Origin of the sequence: Streptomyces sp. NPDC002463 (assembly GCF_042889835.1) — a bacterium.
Classification (GTDB): domain Bacteria; phylum Actinomycetota; class Actinomycetes; order Streptomycetales; family Streptomycetaceae; genus Streptomyces; species Streptomyces nymphaeiformis.
Window position 1 is genome coordinate 292,211 of sequence record NZ_JBIARL010000009.1, and the last position, 25,100, is coordinate 317,310.

Here is a 25,100-nt window from a genome sequence, read left to right on the forward strand (position 1 = left end):
GGGAACAGGTGTTCTATTCTGGGCGAACGGTCGAGGCAGAGCCATCGAGGAGGCGTCCATGCGCTGGGACAATCTGGGCGACACCCCCGCCGCCCCCGCCGACATCGCCCTGTTCGGCACGGACTCGGTGACCACCCGCACCTTCGACACCCCCGAGTTCCGCGGCATCACCTTCCACGAGGTCCGGGCCCGCTCGATCCTCAACCGGGTGCCCGGCGCCTCCCGGATGCCGTTCGAATGGACGGTCAATCCGTACCGGGGTTGTACGCACGCGTGCGTCTACTGTTTCGCGAGGAAGACCCACAGCTATCTCGACCTCGACACCGGCCTCGGCTTCGACTCCCAGATCGTCGTCAAGACCAATGCCCCGGAGCTGCTCGCCCGGCAGCTCGCCTCCGCCCGTTGGCAGGGCGCGCACATCGCCATGGGCACCAACGTCGACTGCTACCAGCGCGCCGAGGGCCGCTACCGCCTCATGCCGGGCATCCTCACGGCGCTGCGGGACCGGGCGAACCCGTTCTCGATCCTCACCAAGGGCACGCTGATCCTGCGCGACCTGGAGCTCCTCACCCAGGCCGCCCGGGTCACCGAGGTCGGCATCTCCGTCTCCGTGGGCTTCACCGACCAGGAGCTCTGGCGCACGATCGAGCCCGGCACCCCCTCACCGCAGCGCCGCCTCGACGTGGTCCGCACGCTCGGCGAGCACGGCATCGACTGCGGGGTCCTGATGGCGCCCGTGGTGCCCTTCCTCGGCGACCGTCCCGAGCAGCTGCGCGCGACCGTCCGCGCGATCGCCGAGGCCGGTGCGAGCTCGGTCACCCCGCTCGTCCTGCACCTGCGGCCGGGCGCCCGCGAGTGGTTCACGGCCTGGCTGCGCGCGCACCACCCGGGCCTGGTGGGGCGGTACGAGCGGATGTACGCGGACGGGGCCTACGCGCCGACCTGGTACCAGCGCCGGATCACCCGTCAGGTGCACGAGCTGGCGGCCGAGTTCGGCATCGGACCCGCGCACCGGGGCGCCGCACGCCGGATCCCCGTACCGGAACGGCCCGCCACGGCGGTCGCCCCGGAGCAGCTCACCTTCCTCTGACCCGCCGCTCCGATGATCGGACCGGTCGCCTGACGCGCCGTCGGATCCGCATCCGTTCGGGTCAACTCTCGCCGAAACCGGTCCCCTCGGCGCCGGTTCGGGACACAAACGCCCTATGACCCCACGCGCAGGAATGCTGATCGCCGCTGGAGCGCTGGTCGCCGGGACGGTCACCGTCCTGCAGCCCGCCCCCGCCGACGCCGGCGAACCGACCCCCCGACCGCTCCCCCGGCTCGCCTGGAGCGACTGCACCACGAAGGCGTACCCCACGCTCCAGTGCGCCACCCTGAAGGTGCCGCTCAACCACGACGACCCGGCCGGGCGGAAGATCACCCTGGCCCTCACCCGCGTCCCGCACACCGCGAAGGCCTTCCAGGGCCCGCTGCTCGTGAACCCGGGCGGGCCCGGCGGCAGCGGGCGCGGCATGGCCGGGTACGTGGCGGCCTCGCTGCCCCCGAAGGTGGCCGCCGAGTACGACGTGATCGGCTTCGACCCGCGCGGCGTCGGCAAGAGCGAGCCCGCGCTCGACTGCGAGCCCGGCCACTTCGCGCCGGTGCGGCCGGACTCGGTGCCGACCGGGGCGGCGGCCGAGCGGGCGGCCGTCGGGCGGGCGCAGTCCTTCGCCGAGGCCTGCGGCAAGAAGTACGCGGACGTGCTGCCGTACATCGACACCGTGAGCACCGCCCGGGACCTGGACGCGATCCGCCAGGCGCTCGGCGCACCGAGGATCAACTACCTCGGCTACTCGTACGGCACCTACCTGGGCTCCGTCTACGCGCGCCTGTACCCGGACCGGGTGCGGCGGATGGCGCTCGACTCCGTCGTCAACCCGCACGGCGTCTGGTACGAGGACAACATCGCGCAGGACTACGCCTTCGACAACCGCCACAAGGACTTCATGGCCTGGGTGGCCAAGCAGAACGCCGTGTACGAGCTGGGCACCGACCCGGCCGCGGTCGAGGCCGCCTGGTACCGGATGCGCGACGCGCTGCGCACGACCCCGGCCGGCGGCAAGGTCGGCCCCGCCGAGCTGGAGGACACCTTCCTGCCCGGCGGGTACTACAACGGCTACTGGCCCCGCCTCGCGAGCGCCTTCGCCGCGTACGTCAACGACGCGGACCCGGTGCCGCTGAAGGAGGCCTACGAGCGGTACGGGGAGGCCGACGCGGCCGCCGACAACGGCTACTCGGTCTACACGAGCGTGCAGTGCCGGGACGCGGCCTGGCCCCGCGACTGGAACGTGTGGCGCAAGGACAACTGGGACGTGCACGCGAAGGCGCCGTTCTCGACCTGGAACAACGCCTGGTACAACGCGCCCTGCGCCTTCTGGCCGGTGGACTCCCTGACCCCGCCGGACCTCACCAACGACCAGGTGCCGCCGGTCCTCGTCTTCCAGGCCACCGACGACGCGGCGACGCCGTACGAGGGCGGGGTCGCCCTGCACCGCCTGATGCGCGGCTCCAGCCTCGTCGTCGAGGAGGGCGGCGGGAACCACGGGATCACCCTCGGCGGGAACGACTGCCTCGACGAGCACCTGGCCGCCTACCTGGCCACGGGCAAGGTCCCGCGCGGCGAGGGCGACACCGAGGTGGACGCGGTCTGCGCCGCGCTCCCCGAGCCCGAGCCCGAGCCGGTGACCGCGGCGGCGCCGACGGCCCCGGAGAAGGCCGGCAAGCGGGCCGGCGCCGTGCGCGCGGAACGGGCCGGCGTCGCCCTCCACGGCCTGCTGGGCCACGTGCGCTGACCCCTCCCGACGTTCCCCGGTGCCCGCGCCCCGCAAGGGGTGGCGGGCACTGTCGGTGGTGTGCGCGAGGATGTGGGGCATGACGAGCCACCTGACCCATGTGCCCGCTCCCGACGGCCTCGCGCCCAGCCCCCAGTACAGCCACGTCGTGTGGGGCACGGGCCGGTTCGTCGCGATATCCGGGCAGTGCGCCCTGGACGCCTCCGGCGCCGTGGTCGGGGAGGGCGACGCGGCGGCCCAGGCCCACCAGGTCTTCGCGAACCTGGAGCGCTGCCTCGCGGCGGCCGGCGCGGCCTTCGGGGACGTGGTGAAGCTGACGTACTTCGTCACGGACGTGGCCCACCTCCCGGCGGTGCGGGACGCGCGGGACGCGCACTTCGCGGGCGCGCCGCTGCCGGCGAGCTCGGCGGTCCAGGTGTCGGCGCTCGTCCGTCCGGAACTGCTCGTGGAGATCGAGGCGTTCGCGCTGGTACCGGAGCAGACGGCGGCGTCGGGCGAGGCCGGGGCGGAGCCCCGTCTGCTACGTTGACGCGCATGTTCCTCTTCCGTGCGTAGGAGTCGGCGATCCGACGACCGTGCCCAGCCGGGCGCGGTGTCCCGCCGTCCCCGCACGCCCAGGCGCCGCCGGCCGCTGCCCGGCGCCTCTTCCGAGGAACTCCGTCATGTCCGTGATCTCCCCCGTCCGCTCCCCCGCGCCCACGTACGCCGCGGTGCTGCGGACCCCGCACGCCCGCCGTACCTTCGGCGCCGCCCTCCTGGGGCGGCTGTCCTACGGCGTCGCCCCGCTCTCCCTGGTCCTCTCCGTCAAGGACGGCACCGGTTCGTACGCCGCGGCCGGCACGGTCATGGCCGTGTTCGGGCTGACCGGTGTCCTGCTGTCACCCGCGCGGGCCGCCCTGGTCGACCGGTTCGGGCCGCGCCGCGCGCTCGTACCCCTGGCCGCCGGGTCCGCGCTGCTGCTCGTCGCGCTCGCGGTGGCGACCGCCCGGCCCGCGACCCCGCTGCTCGCCCTCGTGGTCCTGGCCGCCGCCGCGGGGGCGCTGCCGCCGCCGCTCGGCCCGGTGTCGCGGGCGCTGTGGAGCGGGATGCTGACCGACCGGAACCTGCTGCGGCGCGCGTACAGCCTGGACACGGTGGCGGAGGAACTCCTCTTCGTCACGGGCCCGTTGCTGGTGGGCCTGCTCGTGCGGTACGCGTCGGCGCCCGCCGGGCTCGCGGTGAGCGCGGGGCTCGTCCTGACCGGCACGCTCGCGCTCGTCACCTCGCCGGTGGTGCGGGGCGGGGCCGTCGAGCAGGATCCCGGGACGCCGGAGCCGGCCGGGGGCAGGCGGGGCGGCCCCGGGGCCGGGCTGCCGAGGGCGGCGGCCGTGGCGGCCGGGGTCGGCATGTGCCTGGGCGCCGTCGAGTTGCTTGTGATCGCGTTCGCCGACGCACACCACCGCCCCGGGGCCGTGCCGTGGGCGGCGGCGGCCCTCTCGGCGGGCAGCGCGGTCGGCGGCCTCGTGTACGGCGCCGTGCCGTGGCGCGTTCCCACCGCCGTACGCCTGTCGGCCCTCGCGCTCGGCCTCGGTGCGGTCCTGGCGGTGGCGGGGCTCTCCCCGCATCCGTACGCGCTGGTCGGCTGGGTGGCGCTCGGCGGCCTCTTCGTGGCGCCGGCGCTCACCAGCGCCTATCTCCTGGCCGACGAGGCCGTCGGGGAGGAGCGGCGCACCCGGGCCGGCGCCTGGGTCAACACCGCGTTCAACGCCGGCACGACGGCGGCGACGGCCGGTGCGGGCCTCCTGGTGGGGCGGCTGTCGCTGCCGCTGTGCTTCGCGCTCGCCGCGCTCCCGGCCGTTCTCGCAGCGGTGGGGACACTGCTCCCCGTCCGTCGGCGTCCCGCGTCAGCGGGTGTCGAGTCGCTGAAGTGACGTCCGGGCCGCGGCGCCGAGCCGGGGGTGCGGAAGGGCCGCCTCCAGCACGGGGCGGGCCCGGGCGTCGCCCAGGGTTCCGAGGCCCTCGGCGCAGGCGAGGCCGACCCTCCAGTGCGGGTCGTCGGCCCGAAGTCGCCGTCCGAGGACGGTGATCAGGGCCGGCACGGACTCGGGTGCGCGGAGTTCGGCGAGCAGCCGCACCGGCAGCAGGGCGTAGGCGACGCGGAGTTCGTTGGTGGCGAGGGCGGCGGCCGCGCGTGCGGTGCGCGGGTCGCCGAGCCGGACCAGGGCGTGCGCGGCGGTGACGCAGCGCTCCGGGTCGCGGTGGTTGAGGAGGAGCACGAGGGCCTCGAAGGCACGGGGGTCGCCGGCGACACCGAGGGCGTAGGCGGCGATCTCCCGGGCCCAGAGCGGCTGTCCGGGTGCGGTGAGGACGCGGTGCAGTTCCTCGGCGCGGTCCTCGGATCCGACGCGATCCGCGACTTCCACCAGTTCCGTGAATGCCGTCGGGACTTCTCCGGAGTCATTCTCGATCTCGTCCCGCAATCGATCGATCATCGAGCAGAATTCCGGGTCCTCGGAGATTTCCATGAATCCGAACCCTATCCGCGATCCAGATCACACTTTCCCAACTTCCCGGGACTGGCGCGCTCGTTACCAGCCGGTTAGTCTCAGGTGAGCGGGCACCACCCGCACTTCTCACGACGGCCTGGTGACGCAGCCGTTGTGTTCGTTCGTCGGTTCGGCAGTCTCGACGTGACTCCGGGACAGAGTCCGTCTCACCTTTCCCAGGGCACCGCCCTCTTTTCCGGGGTCCGCCCTCGCACTTTCCCGCGCCCTTTCGCGCGCGCTGCCCTCAGTCGTCACTCTTCCTCTGGAGTCCCCTGATGGACACCCCTCTCTCCACCATCGCCGTCGTCGGTCTCGGCACCATGGGCTCGGGTATCGCCGATGTCCTCGCCCGGGCCGGCCGTGAGGTCATCGGCATCGACATCAGCGACGCCGCAGCCGCCCAGGCCGTCGCCGCCCTGGAGGCCTCCACCGCCCGTGCGGTGGCCCGTGAGCGGATCACCGAGGAGGAGCGGCAGGACGTCCTCGCCCGCTTCCGTACCTTCTCCGACCTGCAGGCGGCCGCCGACGCCGACCTCGTGATCGAGGTCGTGCCCGAGTCGTACGAGGCGAAGCAGGAGGTCTTCCGGGCCCTGGACGGGATCGTCCGGCCGGACGCCATCCTGGCCACCGGCACCAACGCCCTCTCCGTGACCCGGCTCGCCGCCGACTCGGCACACCCCGAGCGGGTCCTCGGCCTGCACTTCTTCGCCCCGGTCCAGGCCATGAAGCTGGTCGAGGTGGTCTCCTCCGTGCTGACCGACCCGAAGGCCGTGGACGCCGTCACCCGGCTCGCCCAGGACCTCGGCAAGGAGCCGGTGGCGGTCGGAGACCGGGCCGGCTTCATCGCGGACGGGCTGCTCTTCGGCTACCTGAACCAGGCCGCCGCCATGTACGAGGCCAAGTACGCCTCCCGCGAGGACATCGACGCGGCGATGAAGCTGGGCTGCGGCCTGCCGATGGGCCCGCTGGCGCTGCTCGACCTGATCGGCGTCGACACCGCCCGTACGGTCCTGGAGGCCATGTACGCGGCCTCGCACGACCGGCTGCACGCCCCCGCCCCGATCCTCAAGCAGCTCAGCGAGGCCGGTCTGACCGGCCGCAAGGCGGGCCGCGGCTTCTACACGTACGAGGCGCCGGGCTCCGGCGAGGTGGTCCGCGACGCGCTGACCCCGCTCACCTCCGCCGAGGCCGGCGGCGGCCGCGAGGTCCGCTCGGTCGGCGTCGCCGGCTCGGGCACCATGGCCTCCGGCATCGCCGAGGTCTTCGCGAAGGCCGGGTACGCGGTCGTGCTCGCCGCCCGCTCGCAGGAGAAGGCGGACGCCGCGAAGGCCCGGATCGCCAAGTCCCTGGGCCGCTCGGTCGACAAGGGCCGGATGACGGGCGAGGCCCGCGACGAGACGCTCGCCCTGATCACCCCGGCCGGCTCGCTCGACGCCTTCGCCGAGGTCGACCTGGCCGTCGAGGCGGTCGCCGAGGACCTCGCGGTCAAGCAGGAGCTGTTCGGGCGGCTCGACAAGATCTGCAAGCCGGGCGCGGTGCTGGCCACCACGACCTCCTCGCTGCCGGTCATCGCCTGCGCCCGCGCCACCACGCGCCCGCAGGACGTCATCGGGATGCACTTCTTCAACCCGGCGCCGGCGATGAAGCTGGTCGAGATCGTCCGCACGGTCCTGACCGGCGACGACGTCCACGCCACCGTCCGCGAGGTCACGGCGAAGATCCGGAAGCACCCGGTGGACTGCGGCGACCGCGCCGGCTTCATCGTGAACGCGCTGCTCTTCCCGTACCTGAACAACGCGATCAAGATGGTCCAGGAGCACTACGCGACCCTGGACGACATCGACGCGGCGATGAAGCTGGGCGGCGGCTACCCGATGGGCCCGTTCGAGCTGCTCGACGTGGTCGGCCTGGACGTCTCGCTCGCGATCGAGCAGGTGCTGCACCGCGAGTTCCGCGACCCGGGCCTCGCCCCCGCCCCGCTCCTCGAGCACCTGGTGGCGGCCGGCTGCCTGGGCCGCAAGACGGGTCGCGGCTTCCGCGAATATGCCCGACGCTGAGCCCCGCACCGCCGGCTGGGGCGGTCTGCTGAGTCCCCCGGGCACCGACGGTGCCCCGGGGGCCTCCCCGCCCCCACCTGGGCACACTCCCACTCCGATGCAGTACTTTCGGACCATGCCCAAGGCCGCGAAGACACCCCGTGCCACGTCCCCGTCCGACGCTCCGGAGAGCGCGGCGGGCACTCGTGCCGCCGCGCAGCGGCTCAAGATGCGCCGGGAGCTCGCCGCGGCCGCGATGGAGCTCTTCGCGACCAAGGGGTACGAGGCGACGACCGTCGACGAGATCGCGGCCACGGCCGGGGTCGCGCGGCGGACGTTCTTCCGGCATTTCCGGTCCAAGGAAGAGGCGATCTTCCCCGACCACGACGACACCCTCGTACGGGCGGAGGCGGTGCTGAACGCCGCGCCGCCGCACGAGCACCCGCTCGACACGGTGTGCCGGGGCATCAAGGAAGTCATGAAGATGTACGCGGGGTCCCCCGCGGTCTCCGTGGAGCGCTACCGGCTCACCCGCGAGGTGCCGACCCTGCGCGAGCGGGAGATCGCCTCGGTCGCCCGCTACGAGCGGCTCTTCACCCGCTATCTCCTCGGGCACTTCGACGAGCGGGACCACCACGACGGCAACGACGACCCGCTGCTCGCCGAGGTGGCCGCGTCGGCGGTCGTCACCGCCCACAACCACGTGCTGCGCCGCTGGCTGCGGGCCGGCGGCCAGGGTGACGTGGAGGCCCAGCTCGACCACGCCTTCGCGATCGTCCGGGAGACCTTCGGCTCGGGCATAGGCGCCCGCCCGGCGCCCGCGGGGAGCGGCACCGCCGCCGTACCGGCCGAGTCTGCCGCCCCGGAGCCGCCGGCCGCCGCGACGGCGTCCACGACGGGCGACGTGGTGGTCGCCGTGGCGCGTACGGACGCTCCGCTCGACGAGGTCATGCGGACCATCCAGCAGGCGCTCAAGGGCGCCTGACACCGCTCGACGAGGAGGGCCGTCCCCGGATTTCCGGGGGCGGCCCTCTTTGCGTTCCCGCAGCTCAGCGGCCATTTCGATCGATCATCGCTCATCCGTGACGGGCAGATTGCATCTGAGTGAAATTGTTGGCACGCAGTGCCTTGTCAGGTGACACGGCGTGCCATACGTTGATGTTGTCCGGGCGGCCGGAGCGCAGAGACCACACCTCGCGCTCCGGCTGTCCCCACCGACCGACGGTCGGTGCGCCCGGACGCCTGCGTCACAGGCACCCCGCGCTCCACCACACAGCGCCGCCACCGCACCACCGAGCCGAACCGACGGCACACCTCCACAGCAGCACGTCCCGCCGTAACCCTCAGGCGTCCCTCCCTCAGGACGCTCACCGCCGGAGGCAACCCGTGAAGGAAATCCTGGCCGCGATCCAGTCGCCGGACGCCACGTCCGCCGACTTCGCGAACATCGCCCTGCCCGAGTCGTACCGCGCCGTCACCGTCCACAAGGACGAGCAGGAGATGTTCGCCGGGCTCGCCAGCCGCGACAAGGACCCGCGCAAGTCGCTCCACCTCGACGACGTCGCGCTCCCCGAGCTCGGACCGGGCGAGGCCCTCGTGGCCGTCATGGCGAGCTCCGTCAACTACAACTCGGTCTGGACCTCGATCTTCGAGCCCGTCTCGACCTTCGGCTTCCTGGAGCGCTACGGGCGGCTGTCCGAGCTCACCAAGCGCCACGACCTGCCGTACCACGTCATCGGTTCCGACCTCGCGGGCGTCGTCCTGCGCACCGGCCCGGGCGTCAACGCCTGGCAGCCCGGCGACGAGGTCGTCGCGCACTGCCTGTCGGTCGAACTGGAGTCCTCCGACGGCCACAACGACACGATGCTCGACCCCGAGCAGCGCATCTGGGGCTTCGAGACCAACTTCGGCGGCCTCGCCGAGATCGCCCTCGTCAAGTCCAACCAGCTGATGCCGAAGCCCGGCCACCTCAGCTGGGAGGAGGCGGCGGCCCCCGGCCTCGTCAACTCCACCGCCTACCGCCAGCTGGTCTCCCGCAACGGCGCCGGCATGAAGCAGGGCGACAACGTCCTCATCTGGGGCGCGAGCGGCGGACTCGGCTCGTACGCCACGCAGTTCGCCCTGGCCGGCGGCGCCAACCCGATCTGTGTCGTCTCCTCCCCCGAGAAGGCCGACATCTGCCGGGCCATGGGCGCCGACGCGGTCATCGACCGCAACGCCGAGGGCTACAAGTTCTGGAAGGACGAGAACACCCAGGACCCGCGCGAGTGGAAGCGCTTCGGCTCCAAGATCCGTGAGCTGACCGGCGGCGAGGACATCGACATCGTCTTCGAGCACCCGGGCCGCGAGACCTTCGGCGCCTCCGTGTACGTCACCCGCAAGGGCGGCACCATCACCACCTGCGCCTCGACCTCGGGCTACATGCACCAGTACGACAACCGCTACCTGTGGATGTCGCTGAAGCGGATCATCGGCTCGCACTTCGCCAACTACCGCGAGGCGTGGGAGGCCAACCGCCTGATCGCCAAGGGCAAGATCCACCCGACGCTCTCGAAGGTCTACTCCCTGGAGGAGACCGGCCAGGCCGCCTACGACGTCCACCGCAACCTCCACCAGGGCAAGGTCGGCGTCCTCGCCCTCGCCCCGCAGGAGGGCCTGGGCGTCAGCAACCCGGAGCTCCGGGCCCAGCACATCGACGCCATCAACCGCTTCCGGAACATCTGAGGTCCCGAAGATGACAGAGCGCCAGAAGGACCGGCCGTGGCTCATGCGGACGTACGCGGGTCATTCGACCGCCGAGGCGTCCAACGAGCTGTACCGGCGCAACCTCGCCAAGGGTCAGACCGGCCTCTCGGTCGCGTTCGACCTGCCGACGCAGACCGGGTACGACCCCGACCACATCCTCGCCCGCGGCGAGGTCGGCCGGGTCGGCGTCCCCGTCTCGCACCTCGGTGACATGCGCCGGCTGTTCCAGGACATCCCCCTGGAGCAGATGAACACCTCGATGACCATCAACGCCACCGCCATGTGGCTGCTGGCGCTCTACCAGGTGGCCGCCGAGGAGCAGGGTGCGGACATCACCCAGCTCCAGGGCACCACCCAGAACGACATCGTGAAGGAGTACCTGTCGCGCGGGACGCACGTCTTCCCGCCCGGCCCCTCGCTCCGCCTCACGACGGACATGATCGCGTACACGGTCAACCACATACCGAAGTGGAACCCGATCAACATCTGCAGCTACCACCTGCAGGAGGCCGGGGCCACGCCGGTCCAGGAGATCTCGTACGCGATGGCGACCGCGATCGCGGTCCTCGACTCGGTCCGCGACTCCGGTCAGGTCCCCGAGGACCGCTTCGGCGAGGTCGTCGCCCGCATCTCCTTCTTCGTGAACGCGGGCGTCCGCTTCATCGAGGAGATGTGCAAGATGCGCGCCTTCGGCCGCATCTGGGACAAGATCACGCTGGAGCGGTACGGCATCGAGAACGCCAAGCAGCGGCGCTTCCGCTACGGCGTCCAGGTCAACTCCCTCGGCCTCACCGAGGCCCAGCCGGAGAACAACGTCCAGCGGATCGTCCTGGAGATGCTGGCCGTCACCCTCTCCAAGGACGCCCGCGCGCGTGCCGTGCAGCTCCCGGCCTGGAACGAGGCCCTCGGCCTCCCCCGGCCCTGGGACCAGCAGTGGTCGCTCCGCATCCAGCAGGTGCTCGCCCACGAGTCCGACCTGCTGGAGTACGAGGACATCTTCGCCGGCTCGCACGTCATCGAGGCCAAGGTGGACGCCCTCGTCGAGGAGTGCCTCGCCGAGATCGACCGGATCCAGGAGATGGGCGGCGCGATGGCCGCCGTCGAGTCCGGTTACCTCAAGTCGCAGCTGGTCTCCTCGCACGCCGAGCGGCGCGCCCGGATCGAGGCCGGCGAGGACAAGATCGTCGGCGTCAACATCTTCCAGTCGACCGAGGAGAACCCCCTCACGGCCGACCTGGACACCGCGATCATGACGGTCGACCCGGCCGTCGAGGCCCGCGTCGTCGGCTCGATGAAGACCTGGCGCGACAACCGCTACCAGCCGCCGTTCAACCACCCGCGGCCCTGCAAGGCCCTGGAGCGCCTCAAGGAGGCCGCCAAGGGCACGGAGAACCTCATGGAGGCCACCCTGGAGTGCGCCCGCGCCGGCGTCACCACCGGCGAGTGGGCCGGGGCCCTGCGCGAGGTGTTCGGCGAGTTCCGCGCCCCGACCGGCGTCTCCTCCGCCCCGGTGGCCGTGACGGCCGAGGCGGGCACGCCGCTCGCCCTGGTCCGCGAGAAGGTCGCCAGGACCGCCGAGGACCTGAACTGCGGGCGGCTGCGGCTGCTCGTCGGCAAGCCGGGCCTGGACGGGCACTCCAACGGGGCCGAGCAGATCGCCGTCCGCGCGCGTGACGCCGGTTTCGAGGTGGTCTACCAGGGCATCCGGCTGACCCCCGAGCAGATCGTCGACGCCACCCTGGCGGAGGACGTGCACTGCGTGGGCCTGTCGATCCTCTCCGGCTCGCACTCCGCGCTGGTCCCCGACGTCCTCGACCGCCTCCGCGAGGCGGGCGCGACGGACATCCCGGTCATCGTCGGTGGCATCATCCCGAACGCCGACGCCGCAGAACTGAAGCGCGCGGGTGTCGCCGCCGTCTTCACACCGAAGGACTTCGGCATCACGGAGATCATCGGCCGTATCGTCGACGAGATCCGGCAAGCGAACAAGCTCAGCCCCCTGGAAAGTACGGAGGTCCTCGCATGACCAGCCCTGTGAACCGGCTCCGCCCCCGCCGCTCCTGCCTGGCGGTCCCCGGCTCCAACCCGCGCTTCCTCGAGAAGGCCCAGGGCCTCGCCGCCGACCAGGTCTTCCTCGACCTGGAGGACGCGTGCGCCCCGCTGGCCAAGCCCGAGGCCCGGCACACCATCGTGAAGTTCCTGAACGAGGGCGACTGGACCGGCAAGACCCGCGTGGTCCGCGTCAACGACTGGACGACCCACTGGACCTACCGCGACGTCGTCACGGTCGTCGAGGGCGCCGGCCAGAACCTCGACTGCATCATGCTGCCGAAGGTCCAGGACGCCCAGCAGATCGTCGCCCTCGACCTGCTGCTCACGCAGATCGAGAAGACCATGGGCTTCGAGGTCGGCAAGATCGGCATCGAGGCGCAGATCGAGAACGCCCAGGGCCTGACCAACGTCAACGCGATCGCGCAGGCCTCCCAGCGCGTCGAGACGATCATCTTCGGCCCGGCCGACTTCATGGCCTCCATCAACATGAAGTCCCTCGTCGTCGGCGAGCAGCCGCCCGGCTACCCGGCGGACGCGTACCACCACATCCTGATGAGCATCCTGATGGCGGCCCGCGCCAACAACCTCCAGGCGATCGACGGCCCCTACCTGCAGATCCGCAACCAGGAGGGCTACAAGGCCGTCGCGCAGCGCGCCGCCGCCCTGGGCTTCGACGGCAAGTGGGTGCTCCACCCGGACCAGGTCGCCGCCGCGAACGAGATCTTCTCGCCCTCGCAGGAGGACTACGACCACGCCGAGCTGATCCTCGACGCGTACGACTACTACACGTCCGAGGCCGGCGGGAAGAAGGGCTCCGCGATGCTCGGCGACGAGATGATCGACGAGGCCTCCCGCAAGATGGCCCTGGTCATCTCCGGCAAGGGCCGCGCCGCCGGCATGCAGCGCACCAGCAAGTTCGAGATCCCGGAGGCCTGAGAGCGATGCAGTTCGGCCGTACCTACGAAGAGTTCGAAGTCGGTGCCGTCTACAAGCACTGGCCCGGAAAGACGGTCACCGAGTACGACGACCACCTCTTCTGCCTGCTGACGATGAACCACCATCCGCTGCACATGGATGTGAACTACGCCGAGAACACGACGGATTTCGGCAAGAACGTCGTCGTCGGCAACTACATCTACTCGCTGCTGCTCGGCATGTCCGTGCCGGACGTCTCCGGCAAGGCCATCGCCAACCTGGAGATCGAGTCGCTGCGGCACGTGGCGCCGACCTTCCACGGCGACACGATCTACGGCGAGACCACGGTCCTCGACAAGACCCCGTCGAAGTCGAAGAACGACCGCGGCATCGTCTACGTCGAGACCAAGGGCTACAAGCAGGACGGCACCCTCGTGTGCGTCTTCCGCCGCAAGGTGATGGTCCCCACCGAGACGTACATCAAGGAGCGCGGCGGCGAGCAGCCCGGCCGCCCCGAGCTGAAGGAACAGGGGAAGTAAGTCATGGCGCGTCTCGCCCAGACCCACGGTCTGACCGATGTCCAGCAGGAGATCCTCGCCACCGTCCGGGACTTCGTCGACAAGGAGATCATCCCGGTCGCGACGGAGCTCGAGCACCGCGACGAGTACCCGCAGCAGATCGTCGACGGGCTCAAGGAGCTCGGCGTCTTCGGCCTGATGATCCCCGAGGAGTACGGGGGCCTGGGCGAGTCGCTGCTCACCTACGCGCTGTGCGTGGAGGAGATCGCCCGCGGCTGGATGTCGGTCTCCGGCATCATCAACACGCACTTCATCGTGGCGTACATGCTCAAGCAGCACGGCACGCAGGAGCAGAAGGAGTACTTCCTTCCGCGGATGGCGGCCGGCGAGACGCGCGGCGCCTTCTCGATGTCGGAGCCGGGCCTCGGCTCGGACGTGTCGGCGATCACCTCGAAGGCCGTCAAGGACGGCGACGAGTACGTCCTCAACGGCCAGAAGATGTGGCTGACGAACGGCGGGACGTCGACGCTGGTGGCCGTTCTCGTCCGAAGTGACGAAGGACACCCGGAGGGCACGGCCCCCCACAAGTCGATGACGACCTTCCTCGTCGAGAAGGAGCCCGGCTTCGGAGAGGTCCGCCCCGGCCTCACGATCCCCGGGAAGATCGACAAGATGGGTTACAAGGGCGTCGACACGACCGAACTCATCATGGACGGACTGCGCATTCCGGCCAATCGCGTGCTCGGCGGGGTCACCGGCCGAGGGTTTTACCAAATGATGGACGGCGTCGAGGTCGGCCGCGTGAACGTGGCGGCCCGTGGTTGCGGCGTCGCGCAGCGTGCTTTCGAACTGGGTGTCTCTTATGCCCAGCAACGTCACACTTTCGGCAAGGCGATCGCCCAGCACCAGGCGATTCAGTTCAAGCTGGCCGAGATGGCTACCAAGGTCGAGGCCGCCCATGCCATGATGGTGAATGCAGCACGCAAAAAGGACTCCGGGGAACGAAACGACCTCGAAGCAGGGATGGCGAAGTACCTCGCCTCCGAGTACTGCAAGGAGGTCGTGGAGGATGCCTTCCGCATCCACGGTGGATACGGGTTCTCGAAGGAGTACGAGATCGAGCGCCTCTACCGCGAGGCCCCGATGCTGCTCATCGGTGAAGGTACCGCCGAGATCCAGAAAATGATCATTGGTCGTCGGCTGCTCGAGGAGTACCGATTCCAGGGTTGATTGTCGCTTTTGAGTCGGTTCGGCCGCGAAGAAGATCACACCCTGTGTTCGTCTTCCGGCCGTCGACTCGGTTCCTGGCTTGCCCAGTTGCGCCCCGCAACCGATAGCATCGCCGGAAAGCCGCCGTCCCCCGTTGCCAGTGCGGCATCATCCGCTACGAAGGTCATCCATGCCCCACAGCCAAACCTCTGCACACCGCGACAGCCTCTCCGGCGTACGCCTCGCGCGCGGAGCATCGCCGTGGCTCCTCCCGACCGTCGCCACCGCGGCGCTCAGCCTCGTGCGCGCGCGCAAGTCGAGGCGTGCCGCGGCCATCGCCGTGCCGACCACCGCGCTCGCGGCCGGCATGCTGTGGTTCTTCCGCGACCCCGAGCGCGAGATCGCTCAGGGCCGGGTCATCTCCCCCGCCGACGGTGTGGTGCAGAGCATCATGCCGTGGAAGGACGGACGCACCCGGGTCGCCATCTTCATGAGCCCGCTGAACGTCCACGTCAACCGCGCGCCGCTGGCCGGCACGGTGACGTCCGTGGAGCACATCCCGGGCGGGTTCGTCCCGGCGTTCAACAAGGAGAGCGAGAACAACGAGCGCGTTGTCTGGCACTTCGACACCGAGCTCGGCGACATCGAGATGGTCCAGATCGCGGGCGCCGTCGCCCGTCGGATCGTGCCGTACATCCCCCAGGGGACGAAGGTCGAGCAGGGTGACCGTATCGGTCTGATCCGCTTCGGCTCGCGCGTCGACATCTACCTCCCCGAGGGTGTCGAGGTCGCGGTCGAGGTCGGCCAGGCCACCACCGCGGGGGTGACTCGCATTGACCGTGATTGATCCCGACACACGGGCTGCCGACTGGGCCGCCGACGCGGATGCGGAGGCGGCCGAGGAAGCCGAGGAGATGCCGCTGTCGCTGAGGCTGTCCATAGCGGACGCCCTCACGCTCGGTAACGCCACGTGCGGCTTCATGGCGGTGTACTTCACCACCACCGGCATCCTCATCCCGCACCTCACCGGCAGCAGCGAGACCGGCATGGCGCGCAACAGCGCCGCCACCGCCGTGATCCTGATGCTGGCCGCGGCGATCTTCGACCTCTTCGACGGCATCGTGGCGCGCAAGCTCCGCAGCTCGCCGATGGGCGCCGAGCTCGACAACCTGTCGGACCTCATCAGCTTCGGTCTGGCCCCGGCCTACTTCGTGCTCGTGTACGGCATGGTCGCGGACGACGCGCAGCAGAAGGTCTCGGCGGTCGCCGCGATCGTGGTCCTGCTCGCGGTGGTCCTGCGGCTGGCCCGCTTCTCCTGCGTGACGATGAAGGACGGCATGTTCCAGGGCATGCCGAGCCCCTTCGGCGCGCTGACGGTCGTCTCGATCATCCTGCTCGAGCTGCCGTTCATCCCGACCCTGCTCGCGATCATCGGCACGGCGTGGCTGATGGTGAGCCGGGTGGAGTACCCGAAGCCGCGAGGTGTCCTCGCGGCGGCCATGCTCAGCTGGATCGTCGGAGCGATGGCGATGCTGGCCGCGTGGGCGTTCGACGCCCCGGGCGGACAGATCCTGCTCCAGACCGGCTGCGCGCTCCAGGTCGTGATGGGCGCCGTGATCCCCCTCTTCGCGACGGCCCGCCGGGTGAACACCTTCCGCGGCAACCGGCGTGAGAGCCGGGAGGCGCGGGCGGCCCAGCTGCCGTAGCGGACGGCGTACGAAGGGCCCGGGAGGCGAACAGCCTCCCGGGCCCTTTCGCATGCCCGCCCTAGACCCTCTTGTAGTAGAGCGTGGTGGCGCGAAGCACGCCGGCGGGGTCGGCGGCGAAGTCCGGGATCGTCCCGGCGACGGTCCAGCCCGCTCCCCGGTAGAGGCGCTCGGCCGGGCTGTCGGTCTGGGTGTCCAGGACGAGCAGTCCGAGGCCGGTGGCGGCGGCGTGCGCCTCGGCCGTGGCGAGCAGGCGCTGCCCGAGTCCGCGGCCGCGGGCGGAGCGGTGGACGAGGAGCCGGGAGATCTCGCCGCGGTGCCGGCCGTTGTCCGTGCCGGCCCGGACGAGGGTGACGACGCCGGTGAGACTCCCGTCGGGCCCGCGGGCGGCCCAGACGTCCCGTACGCCCCTCTCCGCCTCCTCGGCGACCGCCGACCACCAGTCGGCCGCCTCGGCGGTCTCCAGGGGTGCCAGAAAGCCCACGGAGGCGCCGCCGTCCACGGCGTCCACGAGAAGCGCGGCGAGTCCGACGGGGGCGTGGGCGCGTACGGCGGCGGGGGTGAGCCGCTCGATGACGTCGAGCCGCCGCTCCAGGCACAGCAGATCCGGACGATCGTCCCAGGAGGCGACGGTCCCGAAGCCGAGGCTCCGGTAGAGGGCGAGCGGCTCCTCGCGCCAGTTCCAGACGGTGAGGCGTACGGAGGCGGCGCCGGCGGCCGCCGCCCGGCGCAGGGCCTCGGCCATGAGCGCCCGCGCAACCCCCTTCCGCCGGGCCTCGGGCGCGACCCAGAGCCGCTTGATCTCGGGAGCCTCGCGGGAGGCCTTGAGCACGACGCAGCCGACCGGCTCGTCCGCGCCGGGCGGGGTGGCGAGCAGGACGGTGTCGGCGGCGAACGCGGCGGCCGGGTCCTCGGCCTCGGTGCGGTATACGGCCGGGAGCTCGGCGACGGCCGCCACGGCCTTGTCCTGCTCGGCCTGGTTCGCCAGGTGGTAGGTGGCGAGCAGGTCGGGGAGGCGGGGGTGGGAGCGGTTCTCCTCGATGCGTACAGCAGTCATGGGCAGAGCTTCACACCGTCGTGTTTCGGGCGGATGACGATCTTCTGGACCGGCTCCGCGCCTCGCCCGGGCGGCGCCCACCTCCCTGTGCCCGGCCTCCCCCTGTCGGGCGAAGCCGAGAGCTCGGGGAGGGCGGGCACAACGGGGGCGCCGTCCCGGCGGGGGTCTACGACAGGAAGTCGCGCGCGATGTTCGACGCCGACATCTCCAGGAGCGGGCCCGCGTTCGCGATGCACTTCGCCGTGTCCGGTTCCAGGTCCGTGAGGGGGTAGGCGCGGCGGATGCCGGCCGTGCCCAGGGCCTCGGGCGGGAGGGCGAGGCGGCCGCAGACCGCGACGACCTCCTTGCCGGCGGCGCGCGCGGCGGCGGCGACGCCGGCCGGGGCCTTGCCGTGGAGGGTCTGCTCGTCGAGGGAGCCCTCGCCGGTGATGACGAGGGTGGCGCGCTCCAGGGCGGGGGCGAAGCCGAGGACCTCCAGCATCAGCTCGATCCCGGGCCGGAAGCTCGCGCCGAGGATGAGCGCGCCGTACCCGATGCCGCCCGCACCGCCCGCGCCGGGCGCGACGGCCGCTTCGGCGGCGCGCGGCCCGATGGCCTTCTCCAGGACCGTGGCGAAGTGGGCGAGGGCCGCGTCGAGGGTGCGGACGTCGTCCGGGGTGGCGCCCTTCTGGGGGCCGTAGACGGCGGGCGCGCCCTTGGGGCCGGTGAGCGGGTTGTCGACGTCGCTCGCGAGGATCAGGTCGACGGAGGCGAAGCGGGGGTCGAGGCCGCCGAGGTCGGCCGTGGCGAGCTCGGCGAGGGCCGCGCCGCCGGGCCCGACGGGCTCGCCGGCCGCGTCGAGGAAGCGGGCGCCGAGCGCGGCGAGCATGCCGGCGCCGCCGTCGGTGGTGGCGCTGCCGCCGACGCCGAAGACGAGGGTGGTCGCTCCGGCGTCGAGGGCGGCGCGGAGCAGCTCTCCGGAGCCGTACGTGGTGGCCGTGAGGGGCGCGAACACGCCGGGCGGGAGTAGCTGGAGGCCCGAGGCCTCCGCCATCTCGACGACCGCGGTGGTGCCGCGCAGCGCGTACGCCGCGGTGACCGGCTCGCCGAGCGGGCCCGTCACACGGACCTCGCGCCGCTCGAAGCCGGCCGCGACGGCCGCCGCGACGGTGCCGTCGCCGCCGTCGGCGACGGGCAGCGTCTCCACCGTGAGCTCGGGGACGACCCGTCGCAGTCCTGCTGTGACCCGCTCCGCGACCTGCACGGCCGTGAGCGAGCCCTTGAACTTGTCGGCCGCCACGAGCACGTGAGCGACCTGAGTTGCTGCTCCGTCCGTCACCTTGCATCCCTTGCTTTCGAACGTGCAGTCGCGCCGAGGCAGACCCTATCCGCACCTCCAGACGGCGTGCCACCCCCTGATAAGGCGATATTCCGCACCATAGTGGGGTCGCATGAGCGCGGAAAAGATCGTTCCGGAGGGCGGACCCGACGGCAGACCCGACGGCAGGGTCATCGGGATCGGGGTGGCGGCCGTGATCGCGGTCGTCGGCTGGGCGGCGCTGGGCGAGGATTCCTTCGACAGCGCCTCCTCCTCGGCCCTGAGCTGGGTGTTGTCGAATTTCGCCTGGCTTTTCGTGGTCGCCGCCGACACCTTTCTGGTGCTGTGCGTGGTGATCGCGCTGAGCCGTTTCGGCCGGATCAGGCTGGGCGCGGACGATTCGGAGCCGGAATTCACGAACCTGGCGTGGATCGCGATGATGTTCAGCGCCGGAATGGGCATCGGTCTGATGTTCTACGGGGTCGGGGAGCCGCTGACGCATTTCCTGAGCCCTCCCCCGGCGACCGGGGTCCCGGCGGAGTCGGGTGCGGCGGCCAGGACGGCCCTGGAGTACTCGTTCTTCCACTGGACGCTGACCCCGTGGGCGATCTACGGCATCGCGGGCCTCGCGCTCGCGTACGCGGGTTTCCGCAAGGGCCGGGGGAACCGGCTGAGCTCCGCCTTCGTGCCGCTGATGGGGGCGCACCGGGCGGCTTCCTGGCCGGGCAAGGCGATCGATCTGCTCGCGGTGTTCGCGACCGTGTTCGGCACGGCGACGAGTCTGGGTCTCGGCGCCCTCCAGGTCGCGGAGGGGCTGAACCTGACGATGGACGTGAAGAACTCCACGGCCACGCAGCTGATCATCATCGTGGCGCTGTCGGCGGCGTTCGTGCTGTCGGCGTTCTCGGGTCTCCACAAGGGCGTGAAGTGGCTGTCCACGCTGAACATCGTGCTCGCGGCCTGTCTGATGCTCTTCGTGTTCCTGATCGGCCCGACGGTCTACGTCCTGGACACGATCCCGGCCTCCGTCGGCGGCTACCTGTTCCAGCTGCTGCCGATGGCCAGCCGGACGGGTGCGTTCACCGACCGTGCCTGGCTGGGCACCTGGACGATCTTCTACTGGGCCTGGTGGCTGTCCTGGGCGCCGTTCGTCGGCACGTTCATCGCCCGGATCTCGCGCGGCCGGACGGTCCGCGAGTTCCTGGTGGGCGTGCTCCTGGTGCCGTCGGGGGCGACGGTGGTGTGGTTCTGCGTGATGGGCGGGACCGCGATCCGCCTCCAGTCGACGGGCGCGGCGGATCTGGCGACGGCGATGAAGGACGGCGCCGAGGCCTCGCTGTTCGCGATGCTGGAGGCACTGCCGATCGGGACGGTGACGTCGGTCCTCGCGATGCTGCTCGTGATGACGTACTTCATCACGAGCGCCGACTCGGCCTCGCTGGTGATGGGTTCGCTGACGAGCCGCGGCGCGCTGAATCCGCCGACCTGGCTCGTGGTGACCTGGGGTGTCCTGATGGCCGCCGTGGCGGCGGTGCTGCTCGTGGCGGGCGGTCTGAAGTCGCTGCAGACGGCGACGATCCTGGTGGCGCTGCCGTTCGTGGTGGTGATGCTGGTGCTGTGCTTCGCGCTCCTGAAGGAGCTGCGGGAGGATCCGGGCGCGGGCCCGGCCCGGCACCCGGCGATGCACGGGCTGCGGGACGCGGTGCGGAGCCTGGTCGGGGAGGCGATGACCGAGCAGGCCGGCGACCGCCGCCGGCGGCCCCGGGAGGCGGCGGAGGCCCGCAGCGGCGCGGAGCCGCCCGAGGACTGACGTCGACGCGCGCCCGGCGGCCGGGTCCGGGCTCCGGCGCGCGCCCGGCCGCCGGATTCGGTACACCGGAGGTATGGGGTTCGCACACGGGGAGCTCGGGGACCGGATCCTGGGCGGCTGGACGGGCCGGATCGCCGGGAACATGCTGGGCAAGCCCGTGGAGCGCGGGGACCACTGGACCCGGGACCGCATCGACGCCTATCTGCGGCTGACCGGGGCGCTCCCGCTGACCGACTACCTCCCTCCGCCGCCGCCCGGGGCGGAGGGCTTCGAGCTGCGGCCCGAGTGGGAACGGTGCGTGCGGGGCGGGATCGACGGCAGCTGCCGGGACGACGACGTCGACTGGTCGATCCTGGGGCTGCACCTCCTGGAGACGCGCGGCTTCGCGTTCACGACCGAGCAGGTCGGCGAGGAGTGGCTGCTGCGGCTGCCGTACCTGCAGACGTTCACGGCGGAGCGGGTCGCCTACCGGAACCTCGCCGACGGGCTGCGGCCGCCGCTGACGGCCACGTACGACAATCCGTACCAGGACTGGATCGGCGCGCTGATCCGGGCCGATGTGTACGGCTGGACGTGTCCGGGCGACCCGCGCCGTGCCGCCTCGCTCGCCCGCCGGGACGCGGCCCTCTCGCACACCGGGAACGGCGTGTACGGGGCGATGTGGGCGGCCGCCCTCATCGCCTCCGCCTTCACCGCGCCGGACGTGCGCTCCGCCCTGGAGACGAGCCTGGAGCAGGTGCCTGCGAGCAGCCGGCTGGCCCGGACCGTACGGGGCACGATCGCGCTGTACGAGTCGGGGCTCGGCTGGTCGGAGGCCCTCACCGAGCTCGCGGAGCGGACGGCGGGCCTCGGCTGGATCCACACCGTCCCGAACGCGGCCGTCCTGACGGCCGGACTCCTGTACGGGGAGGGGGACTTCACCCGGACGATCACGCTCACCGTCCGCGGCGGCCTGGACACCGACTCCAACGGGGCGACGGCGGGCTCGGTGGCCGGGGTCCGCTGCGGCGCGGCCGCGATCCCGCCGCAGTGGTCGGAGCCCCTACGGGACAGGGTGCGCAGCGCCGTCTTCGGCTTCGACGGGGTCCGCATCAGCGAACTGGCGGAACGGACCCTGCGGTTGGCGGAGGGAACCTAGGGCCTGTCTTTCGGGTCAGGCCGGATCAGGGAGCGGGGCCTGGCACACTGCACTCGCTTCGCTCGCTCCGTCTCGGCTCCCTGATCCATCCTTCGGATGCCGAGCGCGACCGCAAGGCGGAGGAGGGAGTCGACGCGGCGGGGGCACCTCCCGTGCCCGAAGGGCTACGGGGGAGTCGCCGACCGACGACGACGCGGCGAGCGCACGTGCCAGGCCCCGCGAGCCCGGCATGATCCGAAAGACAGGCCCTAGCCCTGCGGGGGTTCCGGCGGGACGATCTCGCCGGTGCGCTGCGGTTCGTCCCGGCTGACGGCCCGTGCCTCGGTGCGGTGGCCGCGGGCGATGTAGTCGCGGACCACCGCCTCGACGGCGTCCTGGGGGTTGCCGATGCCGGCCAGGACCATGACTTCCACGACGAGTTCGGCGTCGAGCGCGATGTTCACCTTGGCCACGACGGGAACCTAACACCCGGAAACCCGCTCGCGGGAGCGGTTCGGCGGTGCCTAGGGTCTTCGCATGACGATGGTCGCGATCTTCACCGGTGCCGGCATCTCCACCGACTCGGGCATCCCCGACTACCGGGGGCCGAACGGCGTGTGGCGGCAGGACCCCGAGGCCGAGCGGCTCGTCACGTACGGGCCGTACATGGCCGACCCGGACATCCGCCGCCGTTCGTGGCGGATGCGGCTCGACGGCCCGGTCCTGGGCGCCGAGCCGAACGTGGCGCACCGTGCGATCGCCGCCTACGAACGGACGAGCGGCAACGCGCTGCGGGTGATCACGCAGAACGTGGACGGCCTGCACCAGGCGGCCGGGGTGTCCGAGCGGAAGGTCCTCGAACTCCACGGCTCGGCACGGTCGGTGGTGTGCACGGCCTGCCACGCGCGGTCGTCGATGGCGGAGGCGCTCGACCGGGTGCGGGCCGGCGAGGACGACCCCGCGTGCCGGGCGTGCGGCGGGATCCTGAAGTCCGCGACGGTGATGTTCGGGCAGCGGCTCGATCCGGTGGTGCTCGGCACGGCCATGTCGATCGCCAAGGCCGCCGAGGTGTTCGTCGTGGTGGGCAGCAGCCTCCAGGTCCAGCCGGCGGCCTCCCTCGCGGGGATCGCGGCCGAGCACGGCGCCCGGCTGATCATCGTGAACGCCGAAGCCACCCCGTACGACTCCGTCGCCGACGAGGTCGTGCGCGAGCCGATCGGCACGGCGCTGCCCGCGCTGCTCGACCGGCTCCGCTAGAACAGGGCGTCCGGTTCCGCCGTACCCGATTCGAAGGCGAGCAGCCGCTGCTTGCGGTCCAGGCCGCCGCCGTAGCCGGTGAGGCTTCCGCCCGCGCCGATCACGCGGTGGCAGGGGACGATGATGCCGACGGGGTTCTTGCCGTTGGCGAGGCCCACGGCCCGGGAGGCGCCGGGGTTGCCGAGCTCTTCGGCGAGTTCTCCGTACGTCCGGGTCTCCCCGTACGGGATGCGAAGGAGTTGCTCCCAGACGCGCAGCTGGAACGGGGTGCCGACGAGGTTCAACGGCAGGTCGAACTCGGTCAGTTCGCCCGCGAAGTAGGCGTCGAGCTGGCGGACCGCCTCGCCGAAGGGGCGCGGGTCGGGCTCGCCGAAGGTCTCCTCGGGCGGGCGGTGGCGCTGGCCGGTCATGTGGAGGCGGCTGAGGACGCCGTCGACGGCGACCAGGGTCAGCGGGTCGTAGGGGCTGTCCACGACGGTGTGCTGGACGACGGGCATGGGAGTGGATCCTCACGGTGCTTCAACGCGGTGGTCTACGCGGGCAGGTGGTTGATCGGGTGGTCGTCGGTCGCCCAGAGGTACTGGACGGCGTAGGCGCGCCAGGGGCGCCAGTGCGCGGCGCGGGCGGTGAGCGCCGCCGGGGTGCCGGGCAGTCCGAGGCCTTCGGCGGCGCGGCGGACGCCGAGGTCGCCGGGGAGGAAGGCGTCGGGGTCGCCGAGGGCCCGCATGGCGATGATCTCGGTGGTCCAGGGACCGAAGCCGGGCAGGGCGAGCAGCCGGGCGCGGGCCTCCTCGCGGTCGTCGGCGGGGCCGAGCGGGAGCGAGCCGTCGGCGAGGGCGCGGACGAGGGTGAGGAGGGTGGTGCGGCGGCTGCGCGGCAGGGCGAGGCTCTCGGGGTCGAGGGCGGCGAGCGCCTCGGGGCCCGGGAAGAGGTGGGTGAGCCCGCCCTCGGGGTCCTCGATCGGGACGCCGTGCGCGGTGACCAGGCGGGCGGCGTGGGTGCGGGCGGCGGCGGTGGAGACCTGCTGGCCGAGGACGGCCCGTACGGCGAACTCGGCGGGGTCGACGGTGCCGGGCACGCGGCGGCCGGGCGCCTTGCCGACGAGCGGGGCGAGCAGCGGGTCGGTGCGGAGCTGCTCGTCGACGGCGGCGGGGTCGGCGTCGAGGTCGAGGAGCCGGCGGCAGCGGCTGATCGCGTGCGTGAGGTCGCGCGGTTCCGTGAGGAAGAGGCGGCAGGCGATGTGGTCGGGGCGCGGGGCGAGGGAGACGATGCCGTGTCCGTACGGGAGGCTCAGCGTCCGCCGGTAGGCGCCGTCCCGCCACTCCTCCACGCCGGGGACGGCGGTCGCGGCGAGGTGGCCGAAGAGGTTGGAGGGTTCGAGGGGGGCGCGGAACGGCAGCCGGAGGCTGATGACGCCGGGGGTCGCGGCCGCCCCGAGCGGTGCCCGCCGGGTGGCGCGGGCGCGCAGCTCGCCGGGGGTGAGGGCGAAGACCTCGCGGACGGTGTCGTTGAAGGTGCGGATGGAGGAGAAGCCGGCGGCGAAGGCGATCTCGCCGAAGGGCATCGGGGTGGTCTCGATGAGCAGCCGGGCGGTCTGGGCGCGCTGGGCGCGGGCCAGGGCGAGGGGCCCGGCACCGAGTTCGGCGAGGAGCTGGCGTTCGATCTGGCGGGTGGACCAGCCGAGCCGCCGGGCGAGGCCGGGGACGCCCTCGCGGTCGACGACGCCGTCCTGGATGAGGCGGACGGCGCGGGCGACGGCGTCGGCGCGGACGTTCCACTGGGGCGAGCCGGGGCTGGTGTCGGGGCGGCACCGCTTGCAGGCCCGGTAGCCGGCGCGCTGACAGGAGGCGGCGCTGGGGTGGAACTCCATGTTCTCGGGCTTGGGCGGCACGGCGGGGCAGCTGGGCCGGCAGTAGATCCGGGTGGTGCGGACGGCGGTGAAGAACACGCCGTCGAAGCGCGCCTCCTTGGACTGGACGGCCCGCACGCAGCGCTCGGTGTCGGTGTGCATGGTTCCAGGAT

22 protein-coding genes and 1 pseudogene are annotated in these 25,100 nt (G+C 71.9%); 16 read left to right on the forward strand and 7 right to left on the reverse strand.

Going from position 1 to position 25,100, the window contains the following annotated elements:
* The first annotated feature begins 58 nt into the window (after positions 1–58).
* The 4 genes from ACFYX3_RS20415 (at position 59) to ACFYX3_RS20430 (ending at position 4,744) form a co-directional block, all read left to right on the forward strand.
* Entirely contained in the window at positions 59–1,090 is a 1,032-nt protein-coding gene (locus ACFYX3_RS20415; protein WP_389015188.1) for an Rv2578c family radical SAM protein, read from the forward strand.
* A gap of 115 nt (positions 1,091–1,205) precedes the next feature.
* Positions 1,206–2,834, forward strand: coding sequence for an alpha/beta hydrolase (locus ACFYX3_RS20420; protein ID WP_389015191.1), 1,629 nt, complete (start codon positions 1,206–1,208; stop codon positions 2,832–2,834).
* A 79-nt stretch (positions 2,835–2,913) separates the two neighbouring features.
* Positions 2,914–3,363, forward strand: a complete 450-nt coding sequence (locus ACFYX3_RS20425; protein ID WP_389015194.1) for a RidA family protein — start codon at positions 2,914–2,916, stop codon at positions 3,361–3,363.
* Positions 3,364–3,496: 133 nt separating this feature from the next.
* Entirely contained in the window at positions 3,497–4,744 is a 1,248-nt protein-coding gene (locus ACFYX3_RS20430; protein ID WP_389015197.1) for an MFS transporter, read from the forward strand.
* On the opposite strand, the gene ACFYX3_RS20435 is transcribed toward ACFYX3_RS20430, so the two are convergent.
* Complete coding sequence (locus ACFYX3_RS20435; RefSeq protein ID WP_382652137.1) at positions 4,718–5,338, reverse strand: HEAT repeat domain-containing protein; 621 nt, start codon at positions 5,336–5,338, stop codon at positions 4,718–4,720. The genes ACFYX3_RS20430 and ACFYX3_RS20435 overlap by 27 nt on opposite strands.
* 296 nt (positions 5,339–5,634) lie before the next feature.
* Here ACFYX3_RS20435 and ACFYX3_RS20440 point away from each other — a divergent pair, with 296 nt between their 5' ends.
* The 9 genes from ACFYX3_RS20440 to pssA all read left to right on the forward strand — a co-directional run bounded on the left by ACFYX3_RS20440 (position 5,635) and on the right by pssA (position 16,540).
* A complete protein-coding gene (locus ACFYX3_RS20440) occupies positions 5,635–7,416 on the forward strand; it encodes a 3-hydroxyacyl-CoA dehydrogenase family protein (protein WP_382652134.1) in 1,782 nt (593 codons plus the stop codon).
* 115 nt (positions 7,417–7,531) lie between these two features.
* Positions 7,532–8,380, forward strand: coding sequence for a TetR family transcriptional regulator (locus tag ACFYX3_RS20445; RefSeq protein ID WP_352027470.1), 849 nt, complete (start codon positions 7,532–7,534; stop codon positions 8,378–8,380).
* A gap of 401 nt (positions 8,381–8,781) precedes the next feature.
* The gene (gene ccrA, locus ACFYX3_RS20450) at positions 8,782–10,119 is read left to right on the forward strand and encodes a crotonyl-CoA carboxylase/reductase (RefSeq protein ID WP_116158041.1); all 1,338 of its coding nucleotides are present in this window, start codon (positions 8,782–8,784) and stop codon (positions 10,117–10,119) included.
* Between the two features lie 10 nt (positions 10,120–10,129).
* Entirely contained in the window at positions 10,130–12,166 is a 2,037-nt protein-coding gene (locus tag ACFYX3_RS20455; RefSeq protein ID WP_389015203.1) for a protein meaA, read from the forward strand.
* Positions 12,163–13,128: a CoA ester lyase gene (locus ACFYX3_RS20460; RefSeq protein WP_015037486.1), complete on the forward strand. Its 966-nt coding sequence runs from the start codon at positions 12,163–12,165 to the stop codon at positions 13,126–13,128. Before ACFYX3_RS20455 ends, ACFYX3_RS20460 begins: the two co-directional genes overlap by 4 nt.
* 5 nt (positions 13,129–13,133) lie before the next feature.
* Positions 13,134–13,646, forward strand: a complete 513-nt coding sequence (locus ACFYX3_RS20465; RefSeq protein ID WP_015656728.1) for a MaoC family dehydratase — start codon at positions 13,134–13,136, stop codon at positions 13,644–13,646.
* Positions 13,647–13,649: 3 nt separating this feature from the next.
* Positions 13,650–14,855, forward strand: a complete 1,206-nt coding sequence (locus tag ACFYX3_RS20470; protein ID WP_017236794.1) for an acyl-CoA dehydrogenase family protein — start codon at positions 13,650–13,652, stop codon at positions 14,853–14,855.
* Positions 14,856–15,024: 169 nt separating this feature from the next.
* Positions 15,025–15,681, forward strand: coding sequence for a phosphatidylserine decarboxylase (locus ACFYX3_RS20475; protein WP_073812552.1), 657 nt, complete (start codon positions 15,025–15,027; stop codon positions 15,679–15,681).
* Positions 15,674–16,540, forward strand: a complete 867-nt coding sequence (gene pssA / locus ACFYX3_RS20480; protein WP_352027487.1) for a CDP-diacylglycerol--serine O-phosphatidyltransferase — start codon at positions 15,674–15,676, stop codon at positions 16,538–16,540. The genes ACFYX3_RS20475 and pssA overlap by 8 nt, the downstream gene beginning before the upstream one ends.
* Before the next feature lie 61 nt (positions 16,541–16,601).
* Here pssA and ACFYX3_RS20485 read toward each other — a convergent pair whose 3' ends face one another.
* The 3 genes and pseudogenes from ACFYX3_RS20485 to ACFYX3_RS20495 form a co-directional block, all read right to left on the reverse strand.
* Positions 16,602–17,114, reverse strand: coding sequence for a GNAT family N-acetyltransferase (locus tag ACFYX3_RS20485; protein ID WP_389015302.1), 513 nt, complete (start codon positions 17,112–17,114; stop codon positions 16,602–16,604).
* Between the two features lie 66 nt (positions 17,115–17,180).
* Positions 17,181–17,597, reverse strand: a pseudogene (locus tag ACFYX3_RS20490) (GNAT family N-acetyltransferase); the annotation flags it as partial.
* A 166-nt stretch (positions 17,598–17,763) separates the two neighbouring features.
* Positions 17,764–18,915 (reverse strand): glycerate kinase, encoded by a 1,152-nt coding sequence (locus tag ACFYX3_RS20495; RefSeq protein WP_376591428.1) that lies wholly within the window; start codon positions 18,913–18,915, stop codon positions 17,764–17,766.
* Between the two features lie 112 nt (positions 18,916–19,027).
* On the opposite strand from ACFYX3_RS20495, the gene ACFYX3_RS20500 reads away from it, so the two are divergent.
* Both ACFYX3_RS20500 and ACFYX3_RS20505 read left to right on the forward strand, forming a co-directional pair.
* Positions 19,028–20,704: a BCCT family transporter gene (locus tag ACFYX3_RS20500; protein WP_389015210.1), complete on the forward strand. Its 1,677-nt coding sequence runs from the start codon at positions 19,028–19,030 to the stop codon at positions 20,702–20,704.
* A gap of 73 nt (positions 20,705–20,777) precedes the next feature.
* Entirely contained in the window at positions 20,778–21,842 is a 1,065-nt protein-coding gene (locus ACFYX3_RS20505; RefSeq protein ID WP_389015213.1) for an ADP-ribosylglycohydrolase family protein, read from the forward strand.
* A 248-nt stretch (positions 21,843–22,090) separates the two neighbouring features.
* On the opposite strand, the gene ACFYX3_RS20510 is transcribed toward ACFYX3_RS20505, so the two are convergent.
* The gene (locus tag ACFYX3_RS20510; RefSeq protein WP_116158049.1) at positions 22,091–22,294 is read right to left on the reverse strand and encodes a type II toxin-antitoxin system VapB family antitoxin; all 204 of its coding nucleotides are present in this window, start codon (positions 22,292–22,294) and stop codon (positions 22,091–22,093) included.
* A gap of 64 nt (positions 22,295–22,358) precedes the next feature.
* Between ACFYX3_RS20510 and ACFYX3_RS20515 the strand changes: the two genes are divergently transcribed.
* Positions 22,359–23,078 carry an NAD-dependent deacetylase gene (locus ACFYX3_RS20515; RefSeq protein WP_389015216.1) on the forward strand — a complete coding sequence of 240 codons (720 nt, stop codon included), beginning with the start codon at positions 22,359–22,361 and terminating at the stop codon, positions 23,076–23,078.
* Here the strand turns inward: ACFYX3_RS20515 and ACFYX3_RS20520 are convergent.
* Both ACFYX3_RS20520 and ACFYX3_RS20525 read right to left on the reverse strand, forming a co-directional pair.
* Complete coding sequence (locus tag ACFYX3_RS20520; protein ID WP_352027464.1) at positions 23,075–23,575, reverse strand: methylated-DNA--[protein]-cysteine S-methyltransferase; 501 nt, start codon at positions 23,573–23,575, stop codon at positions 23,075–23,077. The genes ACFYX3_RS20515 and ACFYX3_RS20520 overlap by 4 nt on opposite strands.
* 35 nt (positions 23,576–23,610) lie before the next feature.
* Entirely contained in the window at positions 23,611–25,089 is a 1,479-nt protein-coding gene (locus ACFYX3_RS20525) for an AlkA N-terminal domain-containing protein (RefSeq protein ID WP_389015219.1), read from the reverse strand.
* Between the last annotated feature and the right edge of the window lie 11 nt (positions 25,090–25,100).

What these genes read in the sequence shown, in the direction of transcription:
- ACFYX3_RS20525 (WP_389015219.1), bottom strand. Translation starts at nt 25,089, where the DNA reads ATGCACACCGACACCGAGCGCTGCGTGCGGGCCGTCCAGTCCAAGGAG.
- ACFYX3_RS20515 (WP_389015216.1), top strand. Translation starts at nt 22,359, where the DNA reads ATGACGATGGTCGCGATCTTCACCGGTGCCGGCATCTCCACCGACTCG.
- ACFYX3_RS20470 (WP_017236794.1), top strand. Translation starts at nt 13,650, where the DNA reads ATGGCGCGTCTCGCCCAGACCCACGGTCTGACCGATGTCCAGCAGGAG.
- ACFYX3_RS20440 (WP_382652134.1), top strand. Translation starts at nt 5,635, where the DNA reads ATGGACACCCCTCTCTCCACCATCGCCGTCGTCGGTCTCGGCACCATG.
- ACFYX3_RS20520 (WP_352027464.1), bottom strand. Translation starts at nt 23,575, where the DNA reads ATGCCCGTCGTCCAGCACACCGTCGTGGACAGCCCCTACGACCCGCTG.
- ACFYX3_RS20420 (WP_389015191.1), top strand. Translation starts at nt 1,206, where the DNA reads ATGACCCCACGCGCAGGAATGCTGATCGCCGCTGGAGCGCTGGTCGCC.
- ACFYX3_RS20505 (WP_389015213.1), top strand. Translation starts at nt 20,778, where the DNA reads ATGGGGTTCGCACACGGGGAGCTCGGGGACCGGATCCTGGGCGGCTGG.
- ACFYX3_RS20435 (WP_382652137.1), bottom strand. Translation starts at nt 5,338, where the DNA reads ATGGAAATCTCCGAGGACCCGGAATTCTGCTCGATGATCGATCGATTG.
- ACFYX3_RS20445 (WP_352027470.1), top strand. Translation starts at nt 7,532, where the DNA reads ATGCCCAAGGCCGCGAAGACACCCCGTGCCACGTCCCCGTCCGACGCT.
- ACFYX3_RS20430 (WP_389015197.1), top strand. Translation starts at nt 3,497, where the DNA reads ATGTCCGTGATCTCCCCCGTCCGCTCCCCCGCGCCCACGTACGCCGCG.
- ACFYX3_RS20425 (WP_389015194.1), top strand. Translation starts at nt 2,914, where the DNA reads ATGACGAGCCACCTGACCCATGTGCCCGCTCCCGACGGCCTCGCGCCC.
- ACFYX3_RS20455 (WP_389015203.1), top strand. Translation starts at nt 10,130, where the DNA reads ATGACAGAGCGCCAGAAGGACCGGCCGTGGCTCATGCGGACGTACGCG.
- ACFYX3_RS20465 (WP_015656728.1), top strand. Translation starts at nt 13,134, where the DNA reads ATGCAGTTCGGCCGTACCTACGAAGAGTTCGAAGTCGGTGCCGTCTAC.
- ACFYX3_RS20475 (WP_073812552.1), top strand. Translation starts at nt 15,025, where the DNA reads ATGCCCCACAGCCAAACCTCTGCACACCGCGACAGCCTCTCCGGCGTA.
- ACFYX3_RS20460 (WP_015037486.1), top strand. Translation starts at nt 12,163, where the DNA reads ATGACCAGCCCTGTGAACCGGCTCCGCCCCCGCCGCTCCTGCCTGGCG.
- ACFYX3_RS20500 (WP_389015210.1), top strand. Translation starts at nt 19,028, where the DNA reads ATGAGCGCGGAAAAGATCGTTCCGGAGGGCGGACCCGACGGCAGACCC.
- ACFYX3_RS20415 (WP_389015188.1), top strand. Translation starts at nt 59, where the DNA reads ATGCGCTGGGACAATCTGGGCGACACCCCCGCCGCCCCCGCCGACATC.